We start from the raw sequence: 26,176 nt of genomic DNA, 5'->3' as shown, positions 1-26,176 counted from the left end.
AAAAGATAAACCTCACAGTTATATACTTAAAACTATTAACCGACATGAACTGGTACGTAACAAAACTCATCTTCCGGATAATCAGCGGCGACGGCAACCACCCCGCTCAGTTTGACGAGCAATTGCGCCTTATTAACGCTGATAACGAACAGGCCGCTTTTAAAAAAGCCAGCAGCATAGGTATCGATATTCAGGACAGCTTTACCAATGCGCAAAAGCAAATGGTGCGCTGGCAGTTTGTTGATGTTACCGAGGTAAACCCTATAAACAGCCTTACCGATGGTGCTGAGTTGCACTACCACATACACGAAGCGCCCGATGCTGACCTATATATAGCATGGGCACACCACAAATCGGCTTTACTGGCTATTAATAATTAATTAAAAGTCGCTCCGTTTTGGCTATCTCTAAATCAGAATTATCACGGGCTTACCTGGCTATTGCCATAGGTGGCGTTGCCTGGGCGGCATTGCAAACCTATGTTATACATAGCTTCGGGTTTGATTGGTATATGGCCATAGTTGATGGTGTGGGCAGTTCATTACTGCTTTGCGGCGCCTGCTGGTTAATTAATAATAACCTGCGTTACTATCAGCCGGGCAGAGGCAGCTACATTAACCTGTTTATTTGGTGTGTGGCGCTGGCCGGTATATGCGCCGCCGGCGCGCGCTACCTGCTGCCGCTGTTAAAACCCGGCGAGGTTTATGTCAACTTTTTACAGCAATCGCTCATCATTCGCCTGTTCACTAACTTTTTGGCTATCGGCTGGATGGCCATGCTAAGCGCTATATGGTTCTCTCAGCTCGATCAAAAGGAAACAGAGAAACGCCGTAACGAAGCCGAAAGCCTCGCCCGCGATGCGGAGTTGTATAACCTGCGCCAGCAATTACAGCCTCACTTTTTATTTAACAGCCTTAACTCTATCAACGCGCTGATAGGCTTTAAGCCCGACCAGGCGAGGAAGATGATTCACCAGCTGAGCGATTTTTTGCGGGGTACTTTGCGTAAGGACGATCAGCAACGCATAACCCTGAATGAAGAACTGGGGCACCTGAGCTTGTACCTCGAAATAGAGAAAGTGCGCTTTGGACACCGCCTGCAAACCGAAATAAGCTGTGACCGCAATTGCGGCGAAGCCATTATGCCGGCTATGCTGCTGCAGCCTATTGTGGAGAACGCCATTAAGTTTGGTTTGTATGATACCACCGGCGAAGTAACCATCAGCATACGCGGCGAAATGGATAATAATTACCTGGTACTGATGGTGCAAAACCCTTACGACCCGCAAACGTCGCGCCCTAAGCAGGGCACAGGTTTCGGGTTGCGCGGGGTGCAGCGCCGCTTATATTTATTATTTGCACGTAACGATTTGATGGAAACTCATGCAAATGATAATATATTTACAACCATTATTAAGGTACCACAGGGATGAAACGCGCATTAATTATTGATGATGAACCATTGGCACGGATGGTTGTAATGGAGTATTTGCTTGATTTTAAGGACAGGATAGAACTGATACAGGAGTGCGGCGATGGTTTTGAAGGTTTAAAGGCTATACAACAGCATAAGCCCGACCTTATATTTCTGGATGTGCAGATGCCCAAAATAACCGGCTTTGAAATGCTCGAACTGGTTGACCAGCCACCATCAGTAATATTTACAACTGCGTTTGATGAATATGCGATAAAAGCCTTTGAGGCGCACGCAATTGATTATCTGTTAAAACCCTTCAGCAAAGAACGCTTTCATAAAGCCATAGAGAAATACCTGGCCCTTTCCGCAGCTGACGATAAGCCCGCCGCCAGAACAGAGAAACTGCTGGAAGATGTTGCCCAGGCTCAAGCACAGCACGAGCGCATTGTGGTAAAAACGGGTACCAAGGTAAAGATTATTCCGGTGCGCGATATTTTGTATCTGCAGGCCGATGATGATTACGTGAGCATCATAACCGCCGAGGGCGCTTACCTCAAAAACAAAACCATGAGCTATTTTGAGCAAACGCTGGATGGTGCACAGTTTGTGCGTGTACACCGCTCTTACATACTAAGCGTTGCAGAGATAACCCGAATCGATCCGTATGAAAAGGATTCGCACCTGGCCATACTTAAATCAGGCGCTAAAATACCGGTAAGTAAAACAGGGTACGCTAAGTTAAAGCAGGTATTGGGCATTTGATATAATATCCTCACACTTTACATACATTTACTACCTGTCTTAAATTTCTTTTGAGCGATCAAAAGAAACAAAAATCGCCGGCTATGTCCTGCCCGGTGAAAAGGTTGTGCTTAGGCTATACATGTGCTACTCCGGCATTTCTGATGCCGGGAATATAGTCATTTACGGTTCGTGCCCCACGATAACACGTTGCTTCAAAAAAAAGCGCGTCGGCCTGCCGGAAAACCGGGCCAGGGAGTATGGCCTGTGTGGCTGAAGGTTTTTTCCGGCTTGATGTTTGGTTACTTTGCATCTAAGGTAAAGTAACTGGCCTCTGCGGCCAAGAGCAGACTGACAATGTTTTCGAGTATAACCACTTAATCAAAGCATCTTCATTACATATCATAAATTTCTTTTGAGCGATCAAAAGAAACAAAAATCGCCGGCTACGCCCTGCCCGGTTAATGTTTCTACTTAGGCAGGGCTTGTGCTACTCCGGGCATTTCTGATGCCGGTAATAGAGGTTATTAGCGGTTTGCGCTTTTGTTTGTTTAATATTTTCTTGTCATTTTGACGCGTTAGCGAGAAATCTGTTTGGGTTCATATTAGCACGGGGATTTCTACTCGTGCCTCATTCGAAATGACAAAAATTATAATAAAGAGTAAAACTATTCCTCTTTTGCTTCCTTGCTCACCATGTAAACATCCTCATTTTCTTTTTTCATGAGGTATTTTTCGCGGGCGAACTTCTCGAGGTGGCGGGGATCGGAGTTTAATTCGTCAAGATCTTTGGTAACCTTGTCAGTTTCCGTTTTGTAGAAGTCGCGCTCCTGCTCAAGTTTATTTAATTGCTGATGATATTCGTAGCGGGATAACACATCATTCGTGTCAAAAAAAGTCATCCACACCACAAAAGCAACCGTTACCAGGAAGAACTTGTTGCTAAACAAAGCAATAAGGCGTTTCATTTTTTCAGGCGCTATAATATTCATCTAAAGCTATCTATATTTTTTGAGGGATGCAAATATCATTATTAACTTATTAACATCAATGGTGTTTTAAGTTATTATTTGAATGGTCAGCTTACTTACTGCCCTTCTTCAGCTCGCTTTCTGATTTTAGCGCCTTGCTGCCATCCTTCTGTTTTACCTCGTAAGCGGGGTTATCTTTGGTGGCGTTGCGCGTTATTTTACTGCCTTTAATGGTCTTTTCCACCTTACCGGTGTGTTTCTTTTCAATCTTTCCTTCAGCCTCGCTGCTGCCCCAGTTCCAGTGTACGGTATCGCCTTTTTTCATTGTAGTTTTTTACAAGGCAACAGGTTTACGGTATATTAAGTTTGTTTGTGGGGCCATAAAAAAATGCCCGCTTTCGCAGGCATTTTTTTTCGGATAGTGAGATTTGTTAGTGACTTACCGGGTTATCCGCTTTTTTAAGCGAACCGTTAATGAACAGAGTAGGTGTAACCTTTTTAGGGTCGCCCTGGTAAACCCAGATGGTGTTACCAATGTATTTGCGAAAAGCGTTATTTACATCAGTGAGCGTAAGTTTCTTAATGTCAGCCATCATGGATAGTGACCGCTTCCAGTTGTTAAACAGCACTTCGTTTGATACGATAGACGAAGCCTGTGCGCTATTAGTTTCATTTTTATAATAAAAGCCGGTAAGGTAAGTAACCTTCATATCAGCCACTTCATCGGGTTTAAAGCCTTCGGTTTTGATCTTATCAACCAGTTTATCAAACACGGCTATATATTTATCAGGCTGAGTGGTTGAAACTGAGAACCTGGCCGCTGACGTTGCACCAGCGCTAAACCACGATTGCGGCGCGTATGAAAGGCCGTTGTTGGTACGTACATCCAGAAAGTGGCGGTTGGCGAAAATACGCATGGCCACGCTGAACGCATCATAATCAGGCGCGCCCGGCAGCGGACCGCTGGTTACGCCCTCAACATAATTAGTAGCCAGTTCGCGCGCCTCAGCATTAAAAGTGTTTTTATACGGGCGAAAGAACTCCTTTTTAAAGGCATATGGTGCGCCTTGCTTAACACCGCCCAGCATGGCTTTTACCTTGCTTTCAACAGCCGAACGATCCAAGTTGCCTACAACCACAATCAGCAGGTGCGATTTGGTGAAAACCGATTCATAGTAAGCTTTTGTTTCCTGTGGGCCTAGTTTGCTTAGCGTGGCCACACTGCCCGAAGGATCTTTAGCATAGTTACGGCCTTTAAAAGCGATGCTATCGGCAAATTTATCAATAGCCACATCAGGCTGCGATTGCTCTGATTTGAGCCTGGTGATGGTTACTTTTTTAATACGGTCAAACTCTGTAGCATCAAATTTGGGCTCCGTCATGGCCTCAACGTAAAGCGGCCAAACGGTATCAAAATCGCCTTTTAAACAGTTCATGCGGATAACCGCGTAGTTTTTGGCGGCATAGCCATACACCTGAGCGCTAACTTTATCCAGCTCGTTTTTAAAATTGTTTTTGTCGCGTTTGTCGGTACCACACTCGGTAAGCGCCGTCATGGCCAGCGCTTCAATGCCGATTCGTTGCGGCGTGTAGTTTTGCACACCGCCTTTAATAACGGTTTGCACCTCTACTATTTCGTTTTTAGTAGGCTGTACTATCACTTTTACACCGCTTACCATCATCTCGTAAGCATCATCCTGCGCTGATGCTGGTTGCGTATATATTGCTGCCGAAGCAACCAGTATTGCAAATAGGTATTTCTTCATCGTAATAAAATTTAAGGTTTATTTAGCTACAAAAAACGAAGCTACATTGTATTGTTTACTTGCTTCTGGCTGCAGTATAACGCCTGCTACCTTTGGCTTGCCGATGATGTATTTATCAATATAATTTTTGATGTCCTGGCGTGTTACTTTCTGGTAGTTCGCATCCAGGTCAGTAAAATAATTCAGCGATGTGCTGCACCATTGGTAGGTTAGCTGGCTGGCCAGCGACGACGGTTTTTCCTGACGGCGAAGATTGTTGCGCAGCATAATAGCCTTAGCATCCTTCAATTGCTCGTCGGTAAAATAGTCGGCTTTGTCCCACATGGCAATCTGCTTCATCAGCACCTCATGGCACTCCTTAATTTTTTCGGGACTGGTAGGCTCAACGCTTACGCTGATGGGGCCTACGTAACGGCAGGTGCTGTAGCTAACATCAACTGATGACGCCAAACCCTTATCAACCAAAGCCTGTTGTAATTTTGATGAGTTTAAACCTACTATAGTCGAGAATACATCGGCGGCAATGGTGGCGGCAGAGTCGGTTAAGTATGACGGGCCATGCCATGAATACATCAGTGCCGGGGTTTTAGCTATGCTTGATTCTTTTACAAAAAACTCATCCTTAGTAAGCGGCTTAAACGGCGGGATAGGGTATTTTGCATGCGGATCAAAGCCACTTGATGCCCAGTCGCCAAAAATGCTTTCGGCCAAACTGAAGGCGGCATCGTGCTTAACATCACCGCAAATTACCAGCAGACTGTTGTTAGGGTGGTAGTATTTATCTTTGATAATCATCATTTTCGCAGGGGTTGCAGTATTGATCACTTCGTGGTCGCCTATCGGATTTTTGCGGGTTACCAGGTCGCCCCAAAGCTTTTTTTGCTCCTCGTACCAAAGCTGAAAATATGGGCTGCTTTCGGCACGCTGAAATTCGCCGTCAACCACGGGGCGCTCCTTGGTCATATCTTCTTCGCGATAGATAGGGAAACGGATTGCCGCGTTCATAAACTTTAAACCGGCTTTTAAACTATCGCGGTCAAAAGTGAAAAAATAGTTCACACGCTCCACGTCGGTAGTACCGTTCCATATTGCGCCAAGCTCCTGGGTACGTTTCAGGAATTTTTCCTGGTCAGGATAATCCTTATTGGCTTTAAAAAACATGTGTTCAAACAGGTGCGATAGTCCGCTGTACTCCGGGCCTTCGGTATAGGCGCCATTTTTTACAGCAATTTCGATAGTGGCCAGCGGAACTTTGCTGTTCTCAATAACCACTATTTCGAGGCCATTAGGGAGTTTTTTCCAGAAATAGCCTTCGGGCAGCTTAGGCTGCGCCACAGCGCACAAGGCACAAAGCAGCCCTGTAACACTTAACGATAAATGTTTGATAAATTTCAAGGTCATAAACAGTTAATTAATTAGAATATAAATATATCGATATAATTAAGAAAGCAGGAGCAACCGGCACAAAAGCTTGCGCGTTTGCATAATAGACGCTGATTTGTAAAATACGTTACACAATTACTTATAAAAATAGCCGCCCGACAATAAAAATTTATGTTGAATAATTAATTGTATCTTTGCTGAAATTGAATACCCGCTCGTTTACAAGGCATATCGCCTGCATCATGGCTTAAAATAGAACATAGCCAGCAAATAATTTACAATACATGTCATTTCAGCAACTTAATTTAATTGATCCTATATTAAAGGCATTACAAACCGAAGGTTACACTACACCTACTCCTATACAGGCACAATCTATACCCATCATCCTGCAAAAAAAGGATTTGCTGGGTTGTGCGCAAACCGGTACAGGTAAAACGGCCGCCTTCTCAATACCTACACTGCAACTGCTTTACCAGCAACGCCAGCAGCACCGCGAACAAAAAACCATAAAGGCACTAATATTAACACCAACCCGCGAACTGGCCATACAAATTGGCGACAGCCTTGCCGCTTACGGCAAGCATACAGGCCTAAAGCACCTGGTGATCTTCGGTGGTGTATCGCAAAACCCACAAACTGATTCGCTAAAAAAAGGCGTGGATATTTTGGTAGCTACTCCCGGCAGGTTATTAGACCTGATGAACCAGCGTTTTGTTCACCTTGACCATATCCAAATGCTTATACTTGATGAGGCCGACCGTATGCTGGACATGGGCTTTGTGCATGATGTTAAGAAGATAATAGCTAAAGTACCTGCCAAAAGGCAAACGCTGTTTTTTTCGGCTACTATGCCCAAGGAGATACAGCAGCTGGCCGACAGCATTTTGAACAAGCCTGAGCGCGTTGAGGTTACCCCGGTATCGTCAACCGCCGAAACAATACAGCAGGAAATGTACTTTGTTGCCAAAGGAGATAAAAAAAGCCTGCTCAACTTTGTACTGCAGGATAAATCTATTGTAACTGCACTGGTATTTACCCGTACCAAGCACGGTGCCGATAAGGTAGTGAAAGACCTGAATAAAGCCAATATAACTGCCGAGGCTATCCACGGCAATAAATCACAAAACGCAAGGCAGCGTGCACTTAACAACTTTAAGGCACATACTACCCGTGTACTGGTGGCAACTGATATTGCCGCCCGTGGTATTGATATTGACGAGCTGGCCTTTGTGATCAACTACGAACTGCCTAATATACCTGAAACTTACGTACACCGTATTGGCCGTACCGGGCGTGCAGGTGCAAGCGGCAAAGCTATTTCGTTTTGTGATGAGGAAGAAAAGGAGTACCTGAAAGATATTGAAAAGTTGATAGGTGTAAAAGTTCCGGTTAATGACTCGCACCCATACCCGTTAGCGCAGCTTACCCGCGAGCAACGTATTTTGCAGGACCTGAAAAAGCAGCCGCACCACAACAAGGCATCATCGGCCGAAAAGCAGCGTAACAACCGGCGCCGTAACAACAACACTCGCGGAGGCAACAACAAAGCCAAAGGCGGCAGCAGTGGCATGAGCGGTGCAAGGCCAAGCGGTAAAAGAGCATAATACCCCTCCTAAATCCTCCTCATGGGGAGGACTTTTTTATTAAGCCCTCCCTTTGGGAGGGTTGGGTGGGTGCACCTCGTCGAAATGACAACATTATATGTTCCCCGCTGTAAAAATTCCGTCAATCGAATTAAAAAATTGTAAGAATATCAATAATCTGTGCCATTTTTACAGCATGGAAAAACAGCCTATTATCAGCGTAAAAAACCTGGTTAAAAACTATGGTGATTTTGAAGCTGTAAGGGATATAAGTTTTGAGGTTTACGAGGGGGAGATATTTGGCTTGCTTGGGCCAAATGGCGCGGGCAAAACCACCACGCTCGAAATTATTGAAACCCTGCGCGATAAAACCTCGGGTGAAATTATTGTTGACGGCTTTTCGGTTGATACCAATGCCGAGAGTATAAAACAGCGCATAGGCGTACAACTACAGGCAGCGGGTTATTATCCCAACCTTAACCTTTCTGAACTGATCGAGCTTTTCTCCGGATTATACGGCATCAATAAAAAACCTTTGGAGATGCTGGAGATGGTAGCCCTCACTGATAAGGCCAAGGCCAAATACAAACAACTTTCGGGCGGGCAAAAGCAGCGGTTCTCCATCGCTACAACGCTGATTAACAATCCACGCATTATATTTTTGGACGAACCCACAACCGGGCTCGACCCGCAGGCACGCCGTAATTTGTGGGACCTGATCATCAAGATTCGCGACAGCGGTACCACCGTGGTGATCACCACCCACTATATGGATGAGGCCGAAGTGCTGTGCGACCGTGTAGCCTTTGTTGACGGCGGCAAAATTGTAGGTATTGATACCCCGGATAATTTTGTTGACAAACTGGTAGCATCAGGTTTTGAACGCAAAAAAGAAGTAAAAGCCGCCACCCTGGAAGATGTATTCATTGATCTGACAGGTAAAGAGTGGAGAGGATAGTTCAGAAGGTAGCAGTTGCAGTTTGCAGTTAGGATATATAATTAGTAAATAAAAATATAATGCCCATCTTTTTTGGAGAGAGGTTGGGGTGAGATTTATGAGTAAATACAATCATGTTGGGGCCACGCTGGCCATTGCGAAGGCGAGTTTACGGTCAATCCTGCGCAGTCCGTCGTCGGTGGTTTTTACATTGGCGTTCCCGCTGATATTTATTTTGGTGTTCGGCTTTATTGGCGGCGGCGGCGTAAAGGTTGATGTAGGCGTAGCACCGGGTACAGATACCGCAAACCCCATCTATAAAGCGCTTGAACAAACATCCATCATCAAACTCCACAAAGGGTTGGACACCCAATCGCTTAACCAAAATCTATCAAAAGGTAGTTTGGATGCGGTATTGCAAATTAAATCGAACAACTACGTTAAAACCGGCGATGGCAAAATGCGTCTCACATCCGGCAATGCTCCTTACACAGTTAATGTAAACTATACCACATCATCAGCCAAAGGCGATATATTTAAATCGATAATCACCAATATAAAAAATGAGGTGAATATCAAATTTATGCAGCAAGTGCTGGCAAGTCGTTCTGGCGGCGATGCAGATGCCGCTGCGCGTGCCGCCGCTGGTTTTCAAATGGCCGAAGTGCGTGAAAGCACCATCACAGGCCGCGCTTACAAAACCATTGATTTTATCTTACCCGGTCAGTTAGGTTTCTCGTTACTGAGTACAGGCGTATTTGGTACGGCGTTCGTGTTTCTGAGCCTGCGTATCACCTTAGTTATTAAGCGCTTTTTTGCTACGCCGGTTAAGCGGGCAAGTATTGTATTGGGCGAGGCGCTGGCACGTATCTGTTTCTCGCTGATTGGGGCCCTGTTTATAATTCTTATCGGCCATTTCGCTTTTGGCTTCACGCTGGTGCATGGGGCGGTAACGGTAATTAACATGCTCATACTGTCAGTCATCGGGTTGATCGTTTTTATGGGTTTTGGTTTCACCGTATCGGGCATCGCCAAAAATGAAAGCTCTGTGCCGCCGATAGCCAATATTATCACCCTGCCGCAGTTCCTACTGTCCGGCACTTTTTTCTCTATTGATAACTTTCCGGCCTGGTTACAGCCCGTAAGCCGCATTTTGCCCTTAACTTATTTAAACGATGCCATGCGCAAGGTGGCTTTTGAAGGTGCAGGGCTTGGCGACGTAACGCATCAGCTTTTAATATTGCTGATTTGGGGAATTGTGATTTATACCATCGCGGTAAAAACCTTTAAGTGGGAATAGTTTAATTAACATTAAAATAATATTAGGGACTTTCTGCTTAACATTAAAATAACATTACCGAAATACATTTGCATCATAATGTTAATCTGATGTTAAAAAATATCTTTTCGGGCTTACTGTTAATTCTGATATTAATTTCTTGTTCGGTAAATGTTAAGGCGCAAAACAGCAAAACGGGTACCTGGGGTATAGTAACCGTTGTTTTACCCGGCGATAGCGCGCACAAATGGGGTGGCTATATTGAGTTGCAAACCCGTACAAACACTTTGTTATATAACCAGCCTTTTTATTACGAAGTAAAAGGCGGCATAAGTTACGATATTGCTAAAAACTACACTGCCCTTATTGGTACAGGCCGTTACATCACTTATGATTATGACAACCTGGATGAGCCGCCAACCGCACTTGAAACCCGTTTGTGGGAGCAGTTGGTAGTTAACCAGTTTCTGGATCGCATCAAGATAGAGCACCGTTACCGTATTGAACAGCGCTTTTTTGAAAATACCGGCTACCGCAACCGTTTCCGTTACAGGTTAAACCTGGCCATACCCTTAAATCACCGTAAGGTAGATCCTAAAACCTGGTACATTGCCCTGTTTAATGAGGTGTTTTTAAATAATAAGGCACCGCATTTTGAGCGTAACCGTTTTTCGGCAGCTTTGGGTTATCAGTTTGATAAATCATTAAGCGTACAAGCCGGCTGGATCAACCAGTATAATTATACGCTTACATCGGCAGGGGCAAAAAATAACCTGGCCATTTTGCTGCAATACCGCATTAACAGTAAAAAGGTCAAACCAAGGGAGCATATACCGTCAATCCACGATTAAATAATCATTAAATACTAAATTGTAATTGCGTTTTAGCTAATTAGCTTTAACTTAGCGCAGTTTAAAGTTTTAATAAAAAACGCTGATAAATAACTATGAGTATAATAATTGATGTTCATGCACGCCAGATACTTGATTCGCGTGGTAACCCTACAGTTGAAGTAGATGTATTAACCGAAAATGGTGCACTTGGCCGCGCCGCAGTACCTTCAGGCGCATCAACCGGTGCCCACGAAGCTGTTGAATTAAGGGACGGCGATAAAGCTGTTTACCTGGGTAAAGGTGTTTTAAAAGCAGTTGCCAACGTAAACGAAAAAATCGCCCCTGCTTTAAAAGGCGTAGATGTATTTGAACAAAATACGATCGATGACATCATGATCAAATTAGATGGTACCGAAAACAAAGGTAACTTTGGTGCCAACGCTATATTAGGTGTATCATTAGCGGTTGCTAAAGCTGCAGCTCAGGAGAGCCGCCAGCCGTTATACCGTTACGTAGGCGGTGTTAACGCTAACACTTTACCTATCCCGATGATGAACATTGTTAACGGTGGTTCGCACTCTGATGCGCCTATCGCTTTCCAGGAGTTCATGATCATGCCTATCGGCGCTACTTCATTCTCTGAGGCTTTGCGTTGGGGTGCTGAGGTGTTCCACACACTTAAAAAGATATTACATGACCGTGGCCTGTCAACTGCGGTAGGTGACGAGGGTGGTTTCGCGCCAACCTTTGGTGGAACTGAAGATGCTGTTGAAACCATCATTCAGGCTATTGAAAAAGCAGGCTACAAAGCAGGTGAGCAAATTTACCTGGCGTTTGATTGTGCTGCTTCTGAGTTCTACGTAAACGGTAAATACGACTACACTAAATTTGAAGGCGAAAAAGGTGCTATCCGCACCAGCGCTGAGCAAGCTGAATACCTGGCATCATTAACTGAAAAATACCCTATCGTATCAATCGAAGATGGTATGGCTGAGGATGATTGGGATGGCTGGAAATTATTAACCGACCGTATTGGCAAAAAAGTTCAGTTAGTTGGTGATGATTTATTTGTAACCAACGTTAAGCGTTTGCAGGATGGTATTGATACCGATACTGCTAACTCTATCCTGGTAAAAGTAAACCAAATAGGTTCGTTAACTGAAACCATCAATGCGGTAACCTTAGCGCAAACTAATGGTTATACGTCAGTAATGAGCCACCGCTCGGGCGAAACTGAGGATGCTACTATTGCTGATTTGGCTGTTGCCCTTAACTGTGGCCAGATCAAAACCGGTTCGGCTTCACGTTCAGACAGGATCGCGAAATACAACCAGTTACTGCGTATCGAAGAAGAATTAGGCGAGAATGCCCGCTTCATCGGTAAAAACTTCAAGTTTTTGAAAAAGTAATTTGTTGATAGCCAAAAGCTAATTGCAAATTCTAATTATATTAAGGCCGGTTAATTCCGGCCTTTTTTGTTTTAATATGAACCGTATCTCAATTATTTGTCTTTCAATGTTTCTTTCTTTTTTCCTTGGATGTAATACTTCCGACGAAAAGTTACGTCTTACCTCGCCCTCAAAAAAATACAATTTGGTTGTTGATGTTAATAATGAAACAGAGAATAAAGCGAATAAAGGTTGCTTAAGATTAAAACTATATAATCAAAGCCACGAATTAGTGTATTTCATGCAAACCGGAGTATCGGATAACAATAAATGGCAGGTTTTGTGGCATCCAACTAACGATACCATTATTGTAGATAGTAAGGATATTGGTAATGCAGCATATCAAATAACAGCGGGAAAAAATATTAGCCCTGTTACATGGACAGATGAATTAAAGGTGGTAGCCGACAGCGCTTTTAAAACTAAGTATGATGATAATTAGACAAACTATCTTCAATCTCATTTATTACATATCGCATCTAAATCCTATCTTTGCCCATGCAAGAAAAAATCCTCATTCTTGACTTCGGTTCGCAGTTCACCCAGCTTATAGCGCGCCGTGTCAGGGAGCTTCGCATTTACTGCGAGATCCATCCCTTCAATAATTTTCCTGAAGTTGACGGCAGCGTAAAGGGCATCATCCTTTCAGGTTCGCCTTATTCGGTTCGTCAGGACGATGCGCCGCATTTTGATTTCGCTAAGTTTCATGGCTCATTGCCTATACTTGGCGTATGCTATGGCGCGCAGTACCTGGCCCACTTTAACGGCGGCGAAGTATTGCCATCAAGCACGCGCGAATACGGCCGTGCCAACCTGCAATACATCAACCACGAAAATCCGTTGCTGAAGATGATCCCGGCTGACTCGCAGGTGTGGATGTCGCACGGCGATACCATTGCCCGTTTGGCTGATAATTTTGAGGTAATTGCCAGTACCGATAGCGTACGTGTTGCCGCTTACCATGTAACCGGCTCACAAACCTACGGCATCCAGTTTCACCCCGAGGTAACGCACAGTGTGGATGGCAAGCAGCTGCTGCACAACTTTTTAGTTGATATATGCGGATGCGCGCAAGATTGGACTCCGGACTCATTTGTTGAAACTACCATCGCGCAGCTTAAAGAAAAATTGGGCGATGATAAGGTAGTGCTTGGCCTTTCAGGCGGTGTTGATTCATCGGTTGCGGCAGTATTGCTGCACCATGCTATCGGCAAAAACCTGCACTGTATATTTGTTGATAACGGCCTGCTGCGCAAGGATGAGTATGAGTTGGTGCTCGACTCATACAAGCACATGGGCTTGAATATAAAAGGCATTGATGCCAAGCAACGCTTTTACGATGCCCTGGCTGGTTTAACCGACCCTGAACTGAAACGTAAAGCCATAGGCCGTGTATTTATTGAGGTGTTTGATGATGCCGCGCACGAAGTGCAGGATGTAAAATGGCTTGGCCAGGGTACAATTTATCCTGACGTTATCGAGTCGGTATCGGTTAAAGGCCCATCGGCAACTATTAAATCGCACCATAACGTAGGTGGTTTGCCTGATTTTATGAAGCTGAAAGTAGTTGAGCCATTGAATACCCTTTTTAAGGATGAGGTACGTAACGTAGGCAAGGCTTTGGGTATTGATCCTAATATTTTAGGCCGCCACCCATTCCCTGGTCCGGGTTTGGCTATCAGAATATTAGGTGAGGTAACACCCGAGAAAGTGCATATATTACAGGAAGCCGATGCGATTTACATCAACAATTTAAAGGCTGCCGGTGTTTATGATAAAGTTTGGCAGGCGGGCACCATATTTTTACCGGTACAATCGGTAGGGGTAATGGGCGATGAGCGCACTTATGAAAATGCGGTAGCGCTTCGCGCGGTTGAATCAGTTGACGGTATGACGGCCGATTGGTGCCACTTACCGTATGAGCTGTTGGCCAAAATATCAAACGAAATTATCAATAACGTAAAAGGCATAAACCGGGTAGTATATGATATCAGTTCGAAACCACCGGCCACTATTGAGTGGGAATAAGTGGTTACTTATTTTAGTTGTTGCACTTGCTGCAGCGTGTTCGCCAAAAACACGCCCTGTTGGTAAGGGTACAACTAAGCCAACTGATAAAACTTCGGATAAGCCCGGCGATAAAGCCGATAAAAATAAAAAAGAGGACAAGGATGCCAAAAAGGTATCTGATAAAAGAGTATCGAACATTGCGTTGATACTGCCTTTCGGCTTGGATCATTTAAACCCCGGCGCTAACTACAGCGCCGCGGGTTTAAAAAAAGCTTCCATCGCGTTAGATTATTACCGGGGCTTCAAGCTCGCGCTTGACTCACTTACCGGCGAGGGCGCTAATTACCGTGTGCAGTTGTTCGACTCAAAGGATGAACCCTCACACTCGCACAGCCTGGCGTTAAACCCGCAGATAAAAAGCAGCGACCTGATTGTTGGCCCAGTATTTCCTGACGGGATGAAGGCCTTTACCACGGTACCGGGTAATAACAAAAAGCTGATCCTGTCGCCGTTGTCGCCATCGGCGCCAACAACCTATAATGCCGAGAACCTTATAACGGTTATACCGCCGCTGGAATATCATGCCCTGCGTGCGGCTGAATTTGCGGTAGAAAAGTCGAAGACAAAAAAGATATTCGTGCTTACATCCGGCTACAGCGCCGAGCTGCCTTACATCAGGTACTTCAAGAAGGCTGTTGACAGTTTAAGTAAAAAGAAAATAAAGGTGGTTCAACTAACCGTAACCCGGGGAAACCTGAAACCAATTGTTGCGCAGATGACCAGGTTTGACCGCAACTTTATGGTTATTCCCTCAACCAACCAGTCTTTTTTAAAGATTACGCTTTACTCGTTAGATACATTGGCCAAGCGTTACCCCATGACGGTAATCGGGCACCCCAATTGGGAGAAATTCAGCTTCCTGAAATCAGACCAGATGCAACGACTCAATGCGTATATCACCTCGGCAGACAGGGTGAATTATCGCTCGCAGGCTACCATAACTTTTATGCGCAATTATCGCCGTGCTTACCGCGCCGAACCAACAGAATATGCTATCAAAGCATTTGATGAAGGCATGTACTTTGGTCAGTTACTGGCTGATGATACCGATAAGCTGAAGAGCCTGGATGATAATGAGTTCAGGGGCTTACATAACAGCTTTGACTTTATTTATAAAAAAGGCCAGGGTTGGGTAAACAAACATGTTAACCTGTTGCGATACGAAAATTTTGAATTAAAGCAGGTGGAATGAAAGCACTGAATCAGCTAAAAACGTTTTTACGTATTTTGGATGAATATCCGGCTGATACGCCGTTAGGTAAATTTTTGCCGGGCTTTTACCGCCTCAACAAACAAATGGGCTCAACCGACCGTAAGGTGGCGGGTCGTTTGGTGTATAACTACTTCCGCCTCGGCCGGGCACTGCCTGCGCTGCCCCCCGAAGAGCGTTTGATGGTTGCCGAGTTCTTATGCAATACGCAATCCAACTCCTTCCTTCAGCATTTTAAACCCGAGTGGGCTGCTTGTATCGGCTTCAGCATTAACGAGAAGATCGCCCTTATCAAAACCACACATCCTGATTTTAAACTGGATGACGTTTTCCCCTGGACGGCTGAGCTCTCTGCCGGGGTAGAAAAGGATAAGTTTTTGCGCTCGTTCTTTATTCAGCCCGATTTGTATATAAGGGTGCTGCGCGGGCACGAAGCGCAGGTGAAAGCCGAACTGAATAAGGCCGATATTCTTTTTAAGGATGAGGGCGACGGCTGCCTTTGTTTACCCAACGGTACCAGGCTCGAAAACATCCTGCCCCGCCAGCAACATTTGTATGAGGTGCAGGACTATTCATCACAACAAACTGCCCGATATTTTAAACCAGAGCGCTGGGATAAATGGTGGGATGCCTGTGCAGCATCAGGCGGTAAATCATTATTGCTGCATAGTTTGCAGCCGGACATTAAGCTGGTGGTGTCTGATGTGCGCGAATCCATTCTGGCCAATCTTGACGAGCGTTTTCACCAAGCAGGTTTATTCAAATATCAAAAAAAAGTGCTTGATCTGACCCAAAACCCCGAACAGGAAATGCACGATTATGCATTTGATGGCATTATATTAGATGCCCCTTGCAGCGGCTCGGGTACCTGGGGGCGCACGCCGGAAATGATCAGCCAGTTCAATCCACAACGTATAGCTTTTTTTCAGCGTTTGCAGCAAAGCATCGCCCATAATGTAGCTAAATATCTTAAACCCGGTAAAGCGCTTATATATATCACATGCTCGGCTTTTAAGGCTGAGAACGAAGATGCGGTTGAATTTTTAACAACAGAGTTAGGCCTCCAACTGGAAAGCCAGCAAATTCTGAAGGGCTACGAACGTAAGGCTGATACCATGTTTGTAGCACGGCTTATTCGACAGGAATAAGTTTACAACCCGCTATTGCTCCTGAAAAGCTTTATCGCGATAGCTAATAGTATTACACCAAAGGCTTTGCGTAAAATGCTTAATCCGGCTTTGCCCAGCAGATGTTCCAGCCATTTTACATTTTTAAGTACCAGGTAAACAATGGTGGTGTTGATTACAATAGCCGCCAAAATATTCTGGGTTTGATATTGGGACTTTAAAGACAACAAAGTAGTCATGGTACCGGCACCGGCAATAAGCGGGAAGGCTAAGGGAACGATAGATACCGTTTTGGCCATCTCCGGGTCGTCCTTGAAAAATGTTATGCCAAGGATCATCTCCATCGCTATAATGAATATCACTATAGAGCCCGCTATAGCGAAAGAGGAGATATCAAGGCCAATGATATCCAACAGCTCGTTACCTATGAATAAAAAGGTTACCATGAGCACCAGCACCGCGATACTCGCTTTTTCAGATTGTATATGGCCGGCTCGCTGGCGTAACTCAATAATTACGGGTATTGATCCTAAAATGTCAATAATGGCAAACAGGATCATGGTAACGGAAAGTACCTCTTTAAAGATAAGTGGCTGCATAATTATAATGAAGGTCAGTGTTTAGCAATCCTGCCGTTTAAGCTTAAAGCTAAGCATTAAAGCGGTTAGGATGTACAAAGATGCTAAAAAGAAAATACTATGCAGTGATATGGCCGTAACAAAACCCGCTGTAACAGGGCCGAGGGTTTGCCCGATGGATGTGTACGATTGATTGATGCCTAAAACCTTACCTTGCTCATCGTCATTTGAATTGTCGGCAATTATGGCATTGAGCATGGGGTTACGCAGTCCGTTAAAAAGGCCGTATATACCTATCGCGATAGCGAATAGCCATAATCCGGCGAAGCCGGCAAGCGTCATGGCGCCTAAACACACCAACGTTGATAGCAGGAGTATTAAAGCTTTTGACCGGCATGCCCTTGTAAAAAAGGGCACCAGCAATTGCATAATAATACCTGTAACACCAAAACCGGCATAAAAAATCCCGGTTTGAGCCGGAGATAGTTTAAGCTCATCATTAGTAAATGTTTGGAAGCCGATGATCATGGCAAATTGTGCCATGGTCAGCAAAAAGCCGATAAATATGCTTACCCCAACGGTTTTTTGTTTGAGCACAGTAACCAGCGATGTAAAGCTGAATTTATAAGCCCGCCGGTCATCCTTTTTACAGTTGGTTTCCTTAAGTATAAAAACGGTTAATAGCACGCCGACAAGCGCTATAGCTGCCGCGAAGTAAAAGGGCACATGCATGCCGTATTTGCTGAGCAAGCCACCCAATGCAGGCCCGGCAACAAAGCCAAAACCAAACGCTGAGCTGAGTATGCCGAAATTCTTCGCCCGGTCTTCAGGGGATGAAACATCAGATACCATAGCTTGTGCCACCGAGATGTTGCCGCCGGTTAATCCATCCAATATACGCGCTGCAAAAAGCATGATGATGCTGCGTGCCTGCGCAAACAATATAAATGATATACAGGTGCCGATGAGGCTGATAATAAGTACCGGTTTACGGCCCCACTTGTCAGACAGTGAACCAAGGAGCGGCGTAGCAAAAAATTGTGCAATTGAAAAGGCGGCGGTGAGTAAACCCAAAGTTTCGCTGGTGATGCCAAATTTTTTACCGTAGCTGTATAACAGCGGCACAACAATGCCAAAGCCCATGGAGTTAATAACGCAAACAACGGCCAGTATCCACAGGCTTTTCTTCATTCAGTTTAGTTTTTTGTTTAAGTAGAAAGTATAAAAAGCAAAAAAGGTTCTGAAAATATTTTCAGAACCTTTTTCATATAAGTTTTAAACAAGATTATTCAGTGTAATGCGGGTTTGGCGGATCATTAGGAATGCTCAATTTACCGTTACGGATAAGCGAGTGCTTTTTACCGTAAACCATGTAAATAATTAAGCCTAATAGCATCCAGATAGCCAAACGTAACCAGGTATCTCCAGGTAATGAAACCATCATTGAGATACAGATTAAGATACCTGCAATTGGCACAAAAGGAACCCATGGCGTACGGAACGGACGAGGCGTATTTGGGTCGCTTTTACGCATCACCATTACACCAACGCAAACCAGTACGAAAGCAAACAGGGTACCGATAGATACCATTTCGCCTACCACGTGTACCGGTACAAAAGCAGCGAATAAGCTTACAAATACCGCAAACAGTAAGTTTGATTTATAAGGAGTCTGGAATTTTTTGTGAACTTTTGAAAATACAGATGGGATCAAACCATCTTTTGACATGGTATAGAATATACGCGACTGGCCCATAAGCATCACCAGGATAACTGAGGTATAACCGGCAAGGATAGCCAGAATGATGGCTTTTTGTAACCACGCGTAAGGTGTTTTAGCGATAGCTACGGCAACCGGGGCAGCACTGTCTTTAAATTCTTTATAGTTGGCAACACCTGTCATCACGTGCGAGAACAGTACGTATAATAATGTACAAGCCAATAACGAACCGATGATACCGATAGGCATGCCGCGCTTAGGATCTTTAGCTTCCTGGGCAGCGGTTGATACGGCGTCAAAACCAATAAATGCAAAGAATACCACACCCGCGCCGCGCAACACACCCGACCAGCCGAACTCACCGAATTTACCGGTATTCTCAGGGATATAAGGAACGTGGTTTGATGGGTTGATATAGCTCCAGCCCACTGCGATGAATACCAATACTACAGCTACTTTTAAAACTACCAGGATGTTATTTACAAAAGCTGACTCTTTAGTACCGCGGATAAGCAGTAACGAAAGGCAAACGATTATAAATACCGCCGGTAAGTTGAAATAGCCGCTAACTACGCTGCCGTCAGCAAGGGTTACGCTTTCCCATGGCGACATGGTAAACTGCGGCGGTATATGTATATCGTATAAATGGAGAAATTTGGTAAGGTATTGCGACCAACTGATTGATACTGTTGCCGCGCCAAGGGCATACTCCAACACTAAATCCCAACCGATTATCCATGCCATAAATTCGCCCATGGTTGCGTATGAATACGTATACGCAGAACCGGCGATAGGGATCATACTGGCAAATTCGGCATAGCATAAGCCGGCAAAAGCACAGCCAATAGCGCCAATAACAAATGAAATGGTTACCGCAGGGCCTGCATTGTTTGCAGCGGCTAAACCGGTTAGCGAGAATAAGCCCGCGCCAATGATAGCTCCAATACCCATGGTTACCAGGTTGAAGCTGCTAAGCGTTCGGCGTAAAGTGCCTTCGCCGCTTGCTGATGCTTCTTTTAGTAATACATCAAGTGGTTTTTTAAATCTCATATATAATGTCAGTTAATATATCAAGTCCAAACCTACTTAATTTTATTGATATGATAAAGCACTGATTATATCATCAAAACAAAACAATATTTTTTGTGTATGCCGGTGCAAATATTTCAAAATTGTTACCGTTAGGTGCTAAGCTTTGGCGCGGTCGTTATAAATTTTAACTAGGATATCTGCACTTAGCGGCTTTACCAGATACGACTTAACAAAGGGATAAGTTTTCGATTTCAGCATGTCGTCAGCATCAATAGATGAACTGACGATGTATATATCTATCGGCTTGCTGATATTTTGGTGCAGCTGTTTGTACCGGTCTAAAAATCCCCAGGCATTAATATCGGGCATGTTAATGTCAAGCAGGATAACGTCAGGGAGTTCGTCGGTATTGGTTAAATTCTGCTCTATAAATTTTAAGGTTTCCAATCCGTTGGTAACGTGCTTAGTGTTTTCAAAAAGGCCGGTATTCTTAAGCAGCTTCAACGCGATAAAATGTTCCATCGGGTTGTCGTCTATCATCAATATTCTGTTCATGTTATCGTAATTATACAAGTATCAACCAAATACTATACCTACGCGTTAAAATCGGCTTTTGAAGGTGAAATTCACTGCCTTGATTTACCGTTTAAAAACTGTGGGGAAATTACCGCCCACAATGTGTGGAATGCAGCAAACATTACCTCATAAAAAGCAAATGGCACAACCTGTTGCAGTTGTGCCATTTTACGTATTAAAGCCGGTGCTTTTGCGGGCTGGTTATTGTTTTTTCTAATGATTGTTCCTTGATCTGCTTTTGTATCCGTTCGTTGGTATTTACTTCGTGATGCAGATGCGGGGCGATAACCAGGGATACGATGGACATTAGCTTGATCAGGATGTTCATTGACGGGCCTGAGGTATCCTTAAACGGATCGCCCACGGTATCGCCGGTTACTGATGCCTTATGCGGTTCTGATTTTTTATAGTAGATCTCCCCATTGATCTCCACGCCTTTTTCAAAGGATTTTTTAGCATTATCCCAGGCGCCGCCCGCGTTGCTTTGGAAGATGCCCATTAGCACACCTGAAACGGTAACCCCTGCCAGCAAGCCACCCAATACTTCGGGGCCAAAAGCAAAACCGATGATAATAGGTGTGATCAGAGCGATAAGCCCTGGGGCCACCATTTCGCGAATGGAGGCTTTGGTTGATATGGCGACGCACTTTTCGTATTCGGGCTTGGCTTTATATTCCATTATGCCGGGTATCTCCCTAAACTGGCGACGCACTTCCTCAACCATAGCCATAGCCGCCCTGCCTACAGCTGATATGGCCAATGCCGAGAAGATGAAAGGTATCATACCGCCCACAAACAAACCGGCCAATACGTCGGCCTTGTAAATATCAATATGCTCAATACCGGCAACGCCAACAAAAGCCGCGAACAAAGCTAATGAGGTAAGCGCCGCCGATGCTATGGCGAAGCCCTTACCTGTGGCGGCGGTAGTATTACCTACCGCATCTAAATTATCGGTACGGTGCCTTACTTCTTCGGGCAGGCGGCTCATTTCGGCAATACCGCCGGCATTGTCGGCAATAGGACCGAAGGCGTCAATGGCCAGTTGCATGGCGGTGGTAGCCATCATGCCTGCGGCGGCAATAGCAACGCCATATAATCCCGCAAAATAATATGAACCGTAGATACCCGCCGCCAACACCAGTATAGGCAATACGGTTGACTCCATACCGATAGCCAAACCGCCGATTATATTAGTAGCGTGCCCTGTTGAAGATTGTTTAATAATGCTCAGTACCGGACGTTTGCCCATAGCGGTATAGTATTCGGTGATGATGGACATGAGGGTGCCCACAATTAAACCAACGATGATGGAAAGGAATACGCCTGTTTTATCAAATACCTTGGCGCCCTCTTTAACCGTATCTGTACCTGGTACCAGATCGCGGGTAAGGTGCAGGTTGCCGTCGGGCAGCATCCAGTTAACCACAAAAAATGTGGCTATGGCTGTAAGTATAATGGATGCCCAGTTGCCTATATTCAGTGCGCTTTGCACACTGTCTGTTTCGTTTTTAATTTTTACGAATGAAGCTCCTACGATGGAAAAAACAAGTCCCAAACCCGCGATCACCATAGGCAGCAATACCGGGGCAATGCCGCCGAACGCGTCGAGTGAAACGATCTCTCTGCCCAAAACCATCGTAGCCAGCATGGTAGCCACGTACGATCCGAAAAGGTCGGCGCCCATACCGGCTACGTCGCCCACATTATCGCCCACGTTATCGGCGATTGTAGCGGGGTTACGTACGTCATCTTCAGGTATACCCGCTTCAACTTTCCCTACAAGGTCGGCACCCACGTCGGCAGCTTTGGTATAAATACCGCCACCCACACGGGCGAATAAAGCGATAGACTCGGCACCCAGCGAGAAACCGGCCAGCACTTCAAGCGCTTTTTCCATATCCTCGCCATTAACCTCGGCGCCAACGTACATTTTATAGAAAACGATAAACAGCGACCCTAAACCTAGAATAGCTAAACCGGCAACGCCAAGGCCCATCACGGTGCCGCCGGTAAATGATACTTTAAGCGCTTTAGCCAAGCTGGTACGTGCAGCTTCGGTAGTGCGCACATTGGCTTTGGTGGCAATGCGCATACCAATGTAACCCGCAAAGGCAGATAGCAGCGCGCCAATAACAAACGAGATAGCGATTACCGGGCTTGAGGTACTAACCGTAGTGCCCGACCATGCCAGCAATATTACCGCAATGATCACAAAATAACTCAGTACCTTCCACTCGGCACGTAAAAATGCCATGGCGCCCTGGGCTATGTAACCGGCAAGTTCAGTCATGTTGGCATCGCCGGTGGGCTGTTTGCTAACCCAGGCCGCTTTACCGGCCATTACAATGATACCCACAATGCCCAATAGCGGGATCAGATAGATCAAGTAGTTGTTTAAAAACTCCATAAAAATTGGTTATAATTTGGTTTATAATACCCCGTAGAAGAAATAATGGGGTTAAATGCAAATTAGTAAAAAATATATTACAAAGGCATGATATTAAACTTTTTAAAAAGTACATAACAGCTTATTTACAGTAATACGGGCAGTTGCCCGTTGGTTAATTTCGGTGAGTAAGTGGCTAATTTCGGTGCTTTTGGTTACTGAAATTTATACTTATCTTAACCCACATATTAACTAACCCTCAAAACAATTGTATGAAAGAAAACACTTCTTCCTCCGGAATGAAGCATGAACTTGGCCTGCTTGACGGCACTATGCTGGTTGCAGGTTCCATGATAGGCTCGGGTATTTTTATCGTAAGCGCCGACATTATCCGTAATGTAGGTTCGGCAGGCTGGCTGATCGCCGTATGGCTCATCACCGGTTTCATGACGCTTACCGCGGCTGTTAGCTATGGCGAGCTGAGTGCCATGTTCCCCAAAGCAGGCGGGCAGTATGTTTATCTTAAAGAGGCATACAATAAACTGATTGGCTTTTTATACGGATGGAGTTTTTTCGCGGTGATACAAACCGGTACCATAGCGGCGGTAGGGGTGGCATTCTCTAAATTTTTTGCCTACCTGTGGCCTGCGGTTAGTGAGGATAACGTTTTATTCAGCTTTAATTATTGGGGCGATAAGGTTTTTAATTTCAGCGCGGCGCAGCTGGTGTCTATTATCCTGATCATCTTGCTTACCTACATTAATACTAAAGGTGTTAAGGGCGGTAAAATCATTCAAACCACTTTTACCATTACCAAACTGGTGAGCTTATTCGGCCTCATCATCTTCGGTTTTATTATGGCCAAAGGCGATGTATGGACAGCCAATTGGACAAACGCCTGGGATTTGCATAACCTGAACAAGGATGGATCAACCGTAAACCTTACGATGGTTGCCGGTTTGGGTGCCATAGCGGCATCGCTGGTAGGTTCAATATTCAGTAGCGACTCTTGGAACAGCGTGACTTTTATTGCCGGGGAGATGAAAAACCCGCAGCGTAACGTAGGCCTGAGTTTATTTTTAGGTACGCTGATCGTAACTATTATATATGTAGCGGCTAATGTAATGTATACTTCGGTTCTTCCTTTGCAGGAGATCGCGAATGCGGAAAAGGACCGTGTGGCCGTATCAGCCTCAACCGTAATTTTTGGCAATATAGGTACATTGCTTATCGCCCTCATGATTATGATCTCCACCTTCGGCTGTAATAATGGGTTGATTTTGGCCGGAGCGCGTGTCTATTACACCATGGCTAAGGATGGCCTGTTCTTTAAAAAGACAGGTACGTTAAATAAGTTCTCGGTGCCTGAGTACGGCCTCTGGCTGCAATGCGGTTTAGCTTGTATTTTATGCTTGAGCGGCACATACGGTAACCTGCTGGATATGATATCATTGGTCGTAGTGATATTTTACGTGCTGACTATCATTGGCATATACATACTCCGCGTAAAAAGCCCGGATGCGCCTCGCCCATACAAAGCTTTTGGTTACCCCGTGTTGCCTGCTATTTATGTGTTGATGGGTATTGCGTTTTGTGTATTACTATTGATATATAAACGTGAGTATTCATTACCCGGGCTTATTATAGTTTTAATTGGCATACCTATCTATTATATTGCGAAGCGAAACATAAAAGAGGACGATGAGAAAACGGAGCTGGTTGGTTAGCTTTTTATTAGTTACAGGATACGCCCATGCCCAAACGCTACAGCAGCAATTGCAAACAGCGTTTGGCAAATTACAGCAAGACAGCCAGTGCCGCTATGCATCGGTATCATTAACCGTGCTAGATGCTAAAACCGGCGAACAGGTATTTGCCGCTAACCCCAACATGGGGCTGGCCACGGCATCGACATTGAAAACCATAACCTCGGTAACGGCCTTTAACCTTTTGGGAGCTAATTACCAGTATCAAACTACCGTTGGCTATACCGGCAGCATTGCCGCTGATGGTACCCTCAATGGCAGCATCATTATAAAAGGTGGCGGCGACCCAACCCTTGGTAGCTGGCGCTGGAATACGACTAAAGAGAATTACATATTAAACCTGCTGGTGGCCGCGGTGCAAAGGGCGGGTATTAAAAAAATAAGCGGCAGTATTATTGGCGACGACAGCGCCTACGGCACACAAGCCATTCCAGACGGCTGGATATGGCAGGATGTAGGCAACTACTATGGCGCAGGTATCAACGCCCTGTGCTGGCACGAAAACCAGTTTGACATCAAGCTGAAAACCGGTGCTGTTGGTACGCCTATCTCAGTTGACCGTACCGTACCGCTGATGCCTTACCTGGGTTTTAAAAGCGAGCTCACCAACGCCCCTGCCGGTACCGGCGACCGTGCTTTTATTTATCTGCCGGTTGGTGGTAAGCTAATGTATCTGCGTGGTACTTACGCGGTCGATCAAACCAAGAAAACGGTATCGGGTGCAATACCCGACCCGGCTTTTGACGTGGCCCTGCGGCTGACCGATACCATGAATCGCCTCGGCCTCAAGGTAAGCGGCGAACCACAATCAACCCTGACGCTTGCCGTTAAAGGGGAAGCCGCGCCTGCTATAGCAAAAACGCTGACCGTTATTGAATCGCCGGAACTGAACAAGATTATTTACTGGCTTAATCAAAAAAGCCTTAACCTGTATGCCGAGCAGCTACTAAAAACCATCGCCCTGAAGGCAGGTAAAGAGCCTACTACACCCAATGGTATTACCGTACTACAGGATTTTTGGAAAGCTAAAGGCATCGATATAAAAACACTTAATATTTATGATGGCAGCGGCCTGTCGCCGGGTAACCGGGTAACTACGCTTACCATGGCGCGCATACTGCAATCGGCCAAAAGCGAGGCTTGGTATAAGTTTTTTTATGAGAGCCTGCCGATATATAATGATATGAAAATGAAAAGCGGCAGTATTGCCGATGTACTGGCTTATACAGGCTATCAAACCTATAAGGGCCGCGAGCTATGTTTTTCCATCATTGTAAATAATTACAACGGTACCACCAAAGGCATCAAGGAAAAGATGTTCCGTGTGCTGGATGTGATGAAATAAGTG

The 26,176-nt window shown here is 45.1% G+C and carries 24 protein-coding genes; 14 read left to right on the top strand and 10 right to left on the bottom strand.

What is annotated here, in order from left to right; translation table 11 throughout:
* The first annotated feature begins 44 nt into the window (after positions 1–44).
* Genes ABD960_RS14530 through ABD960_RS14520 form a run of 3 tightly spaced genes read left to right on the top strand, consistent with a single transcriptional unit; the run spans position 45 to position 2,178 of the window.
* Positions 45–380: a DUF4288 domain-containing protein gene (locus ABD960_RS14530; protein WP_345331874.1), complete on the top strand. Its 336-nt coding sequence runs from the start codon at positions 45–47 to the stop codon at positions 378–380.
* A gap of 17 nt (positions 381–397) precedes the next feature.
* The gene (locus ABD960_RS14525; protein WP_345331873.1) at positions 398–1,432 is read left to right on the top strand and encodes a sensor histidine kinase; all 1,035 of its coding nucleotides are present in this window, start codon (positions 398–400) and stop codon (positions 1,430–1,432) included.
* Positions 1,429–2,178, top strand: coding sequence for a LytR/AlgR family response regulator transcription factor (locus ABD960_RS14520; RefSeq protein ID WP_345331872.1), 750 nt, complete (start codon positions 1,429–1,431; stop codon positions 2,176–2,178). The genes ABD960_RS14525 and ABD960_RS14520 overlap by 4 nt, the downstream gene beginning before the upstream one ends.
* Positions 2,179–2,293: 115 nt before the next feature.
* On the opposite strand, the gene ABD960_RS14515 is transcribed toward ABD960_RS14520, so the two are convergent.
* The 5 genes from ABD960_RS14515 to ABD960_RS14495 all read right to left on the bottom strand — a co-directional run bounded on the left by ABD960_RS14515 (position 2,294) and on the right by ABD960_RS14495 (position 6,295).
* Positions 2,294–2,470, bottom strand: a complete 177-nt coding sequence (locus ABD960_RS14515) for a hypothetical protein (RefSeq protein ID WP_345331871.1) — start codon at positions 2,468–2,470, stop codon at positions 2,294–2,296.
* A gap of 355 nt (positions 2,471–2,825) precedes the next feature.
* Positions 2,826–3,125: an FtsB family cell division protein gene (locus ABD960_RS14510; RefSeq protein WP_345331870.1), complete on the bottom strand. Its 300-nt coding sequence runs from the start codon at positions 3,123–3,125 to the stop codon at positions 2,826–2,828.
* A gap of 115 nt (positions 3,126–3,240) precedes the next feature.
* Positions 3,241–3,453, bottom strand: a complete 213-nt coding sequence (locus ABD960_RS14505; RefSeq protein ID WP_345331869.1) for a hypervirulence associated TUDOR domain-containing protein — start codon at positions 3,451–3,453, stop codon at positions 3,241–3,243.
* Between the two features lie 106 nt (positions 3,454–3,559).
* On the bottom strand, positions 3,560–4,894 hold the full coding sequence (locus ABD960_RS14500; RefSeq protein WP_345331868.1) for a M16 family metallopeptidase: 1,335 nt from the start codon (positions 4,892–4,894) through the stop codon (positions 3,560–3,562).
* A gap of 18 nt (positions 4,895–4,912) precedes the next feature.
* The gene (locus ABD960_RS14495; protein ID WP_345331867.1) at positions 4,913–6,295 is read right to left on the bottom strand and encodes a M16 family metallopeptidase; all 1,383 of its coding nucleotides are present in this window, start codon (positions 6,293–6,295) and stop codon (positions 4,913–4,915) included.
* Between the two features lie 266 nt (positions 6,296–6,561).
* On the opposite strand from ABD960_RS14495, the gene ABD960_RS14490 reads away from it, so the two are divergent.
* The 9 genes from ABD960_RS14490 to ABD960_RS14450 all read left to right on the top strand — a co-directional run bounded on the left by ABD960_RS14490 (position 6,562) and on the right by ABD960_RS14450 (position 16,788).
* A complete protein-coding gene (locus ABD960_RS14490) occupies positions 6,562–7,884 on the top strand; it encodes a DEAD/DEAH box helicase (RefSeq protein ID WP_345331866.1) in 1,323 nt (440 codons plus the stop codon).
* A 175-nt stretch (positions 7,885–8,059) separates the two neighbouring features.
* Complete coding sequence (locus ABD960_RS14485) at positions 8,060–8,821, top strand: ABC transporter ATP-binding protein (RefSeq protein ID WP_345331865.1); 762 nt, start codon at positions 8,060–8,062, stop codon at positions 8,819–8,821.
* 97 nt (positions 8,822–8,918) lie between these two features.
* Positions 8,919–10,100, top strand: a complete 1,182-nt coding sequence (locus ABD960_RS14480; RefSeq protein WP_345331864.1) for an ABC transporter permease — start codon at positions 8,919–8,921, stop codon at positions 10,098–10,100.
* 89 nt (positions 10,101–10,189) lie between these two features.
* Positions 10,190–10,930 carry a DUF2490 domain-containing protein gene (locus ABD960_RS14475; protein WP_345331863.1) on the top strand — a complete coding sequence of 247 codons (741 nt, stop codon included), beginning with the start codon at positions 10,190–10,192 and terminating at the stop codon, positions 10,928–10,930.
* A 95-nt stretch (positions 10,931–11,025) separates the two neighbouring features.
* Positions 11,026–12,321, top strand: coding sequence for a phosphopyruvate hydratase (gene eno / locus ABD960_RS14470; protein ID WP_345331862.1), 1,296 nt, complete (start codon positions 11,026–11,028; stop codon positions 12,319–12,321).
* A 76-nt stretch (positions 12,322–12,397) separates the two neighbouring features.
* Positions 12,398–12,802: a hypothetical protein gene (locus tag ABD960_RS14465; protein ID WP_345331861.1), complete on the top strand. Its 405-nt coding sequence runs from the start codon at positions 12,398–12,400 to the stop codon at positions 12,800–12,802.
* 56 nt (positions 12,803–12,858) lie between these two features.
* A complete protein-coding gene (gene guaA, locus ABD960_RS14460) occupies positions 12,859–14,388 on the top strand; it encodes a glutamine-hydrolyzing GMP synthase (protein WP_345331860.1) in 1,530 nt (509 codons plus the stop codon).
* The gene (locus tag ABD960_RS14455) at positions 14,375–15,622 is read left to right on the top strand and encodes an ABC transporter substrate-binding protein (protein ID WP_345331859.1); all 1,248 of its coding nucleotides are present in this window, start codon (positions 14,375–14,377) and stop codon (positions 15,620–15,622) included. Before guaA ends, ABD960_RS14455 begins: the two co-directional genes overlap by 14 nt.
* Positions 15,619–16,788: an RsmB/NOP family class I SAM-dependent RNA methyltransferase gene (locus ABD960_RS14450; RefSeq protein ID WP_345331858.1), complete on the top strand. Its 1,170-nt coding sequence runs from the start codon at positions 15,619–15,621 to the stop codon at positions 16,786–16,788. The genes ABD960_RS14455 and ABD960_RS14450 overlap by 4 nt, the downstream gene beginning before the upstream one ends.
* A 2-nt stretch (positions 16,789–16,790) precedes the next feature.
* Here the strand turns inward: ABD960_RS14450 and ABD960_RS14445 are convergent, their stop codons facing one another.
* The 5 genes from ABD960_RS14445 to ABD960_RS14425 form a co-directional block, all read right to left on the bottom strand.
* Complete coding sequence (locus ABD960_RS14445; RefSeq protein ID WP_345331857.1) at positions 16,791–17,366, bottom strand: MarC family protein; 576 nt, start codon at positions 17,364–17,366, stop codon at positions 16,791–16,793.
* Positions 17,367–17,387: 21 nt separating this feature from the next.
* Positions 17,388–18,536: an MFS transporter gene (locus ABD960_RS14440; protein ID WP_345331856.1), complete on the bottom strand. Its 1,149-nt coding sequence runs from the start codon at positions 18,534–18,536 to the stop codon at positions 17,388–17,390.
* Positions 18,537–18,630: 94 nt separating this feature from the next.
* Entirely contained in the window at positions 18,631–20,115 is a 1,485-nt protein-coding gene (locus tag ABD960_RS14435; protein ID WP_345331855.1) for an amino acid permease, read from the bottom strand.
* 138 nt (positions 20,116–20,253) lie between these two features.
* The gene (locus ABD960_RS14430) at positions 20,254–20,652 is read right to left on the bottom strand and encodes a response regulator (RefSeq protein ID WP_345331854.1); all 399 of its coding nucleotides are present in this window, start codon (positions 20,650–20,652) and stop codon (positions 20,254–20,256) included.
* Between the two features lie 196 nt (positions 20,653–20,848).
* Positions 20,849–23,083, bottom strand: a complete 2,235-nt coding sequence (locus ABD960_RS14425) for a sodium-translocating pyrophosphatase (protein ID WP_345331853.1) — start codon at positions 23,081–23,083, stop codon at positions 20,849–20,851.
* A 251-nt stretch (positions 23,084–23,334) separates the two neighbouring features.
* Here ABD960_RS14425 and ABD960_RS14420 point away from each other — a divergent pair, with 251 nt between their 5' ends.
* Together ABD960_RS14420 and dacB are read left to right on the top strand one after the other, a co-directional pair.
* Entirely contained in the window at positions 23,335–24,789 is a 1,455-nt protein-coding gene (locus ABD960_RS14420; protein ID WP_345331852.1) for an APC family permease, read from the top strand.
* Positions 24,764–26,173, top strand: coding sequence for a D-alanyl-D-alanine carboxypeptidase/D-alanyl-D-alanine endopeptidase (gene dacB / locus ABD960_RS14415; RefSeq protein WP_345331851.1), 1,410 nt, complete (start codon positions 24,764–24,766; stop codon positions 26,171–26,173). The genes ABD960_RS14420 and dacB overlap by 26 nt, the downstream gene beginning before the upstream one ends.
* The last annotated feature ends 3 nt before the right edge of the window (positions 26,174–26,176 follow it).

This window comes from Mucilaginibacter defluvii (genome assembly GCF_039543225.1).
Taxonomy (GTDB): Bacteria; Bacteroidota; Bacteroidia; order Sphingobacteriales; family Sphingobacteriaceae; genus Mucilaginibacter; species Mucilaginibacter defluvii.
Note: the sequence above shows the minus strand (reverse complement) of the source record. Positions and strands in the feature narration are given on the sequence as shown.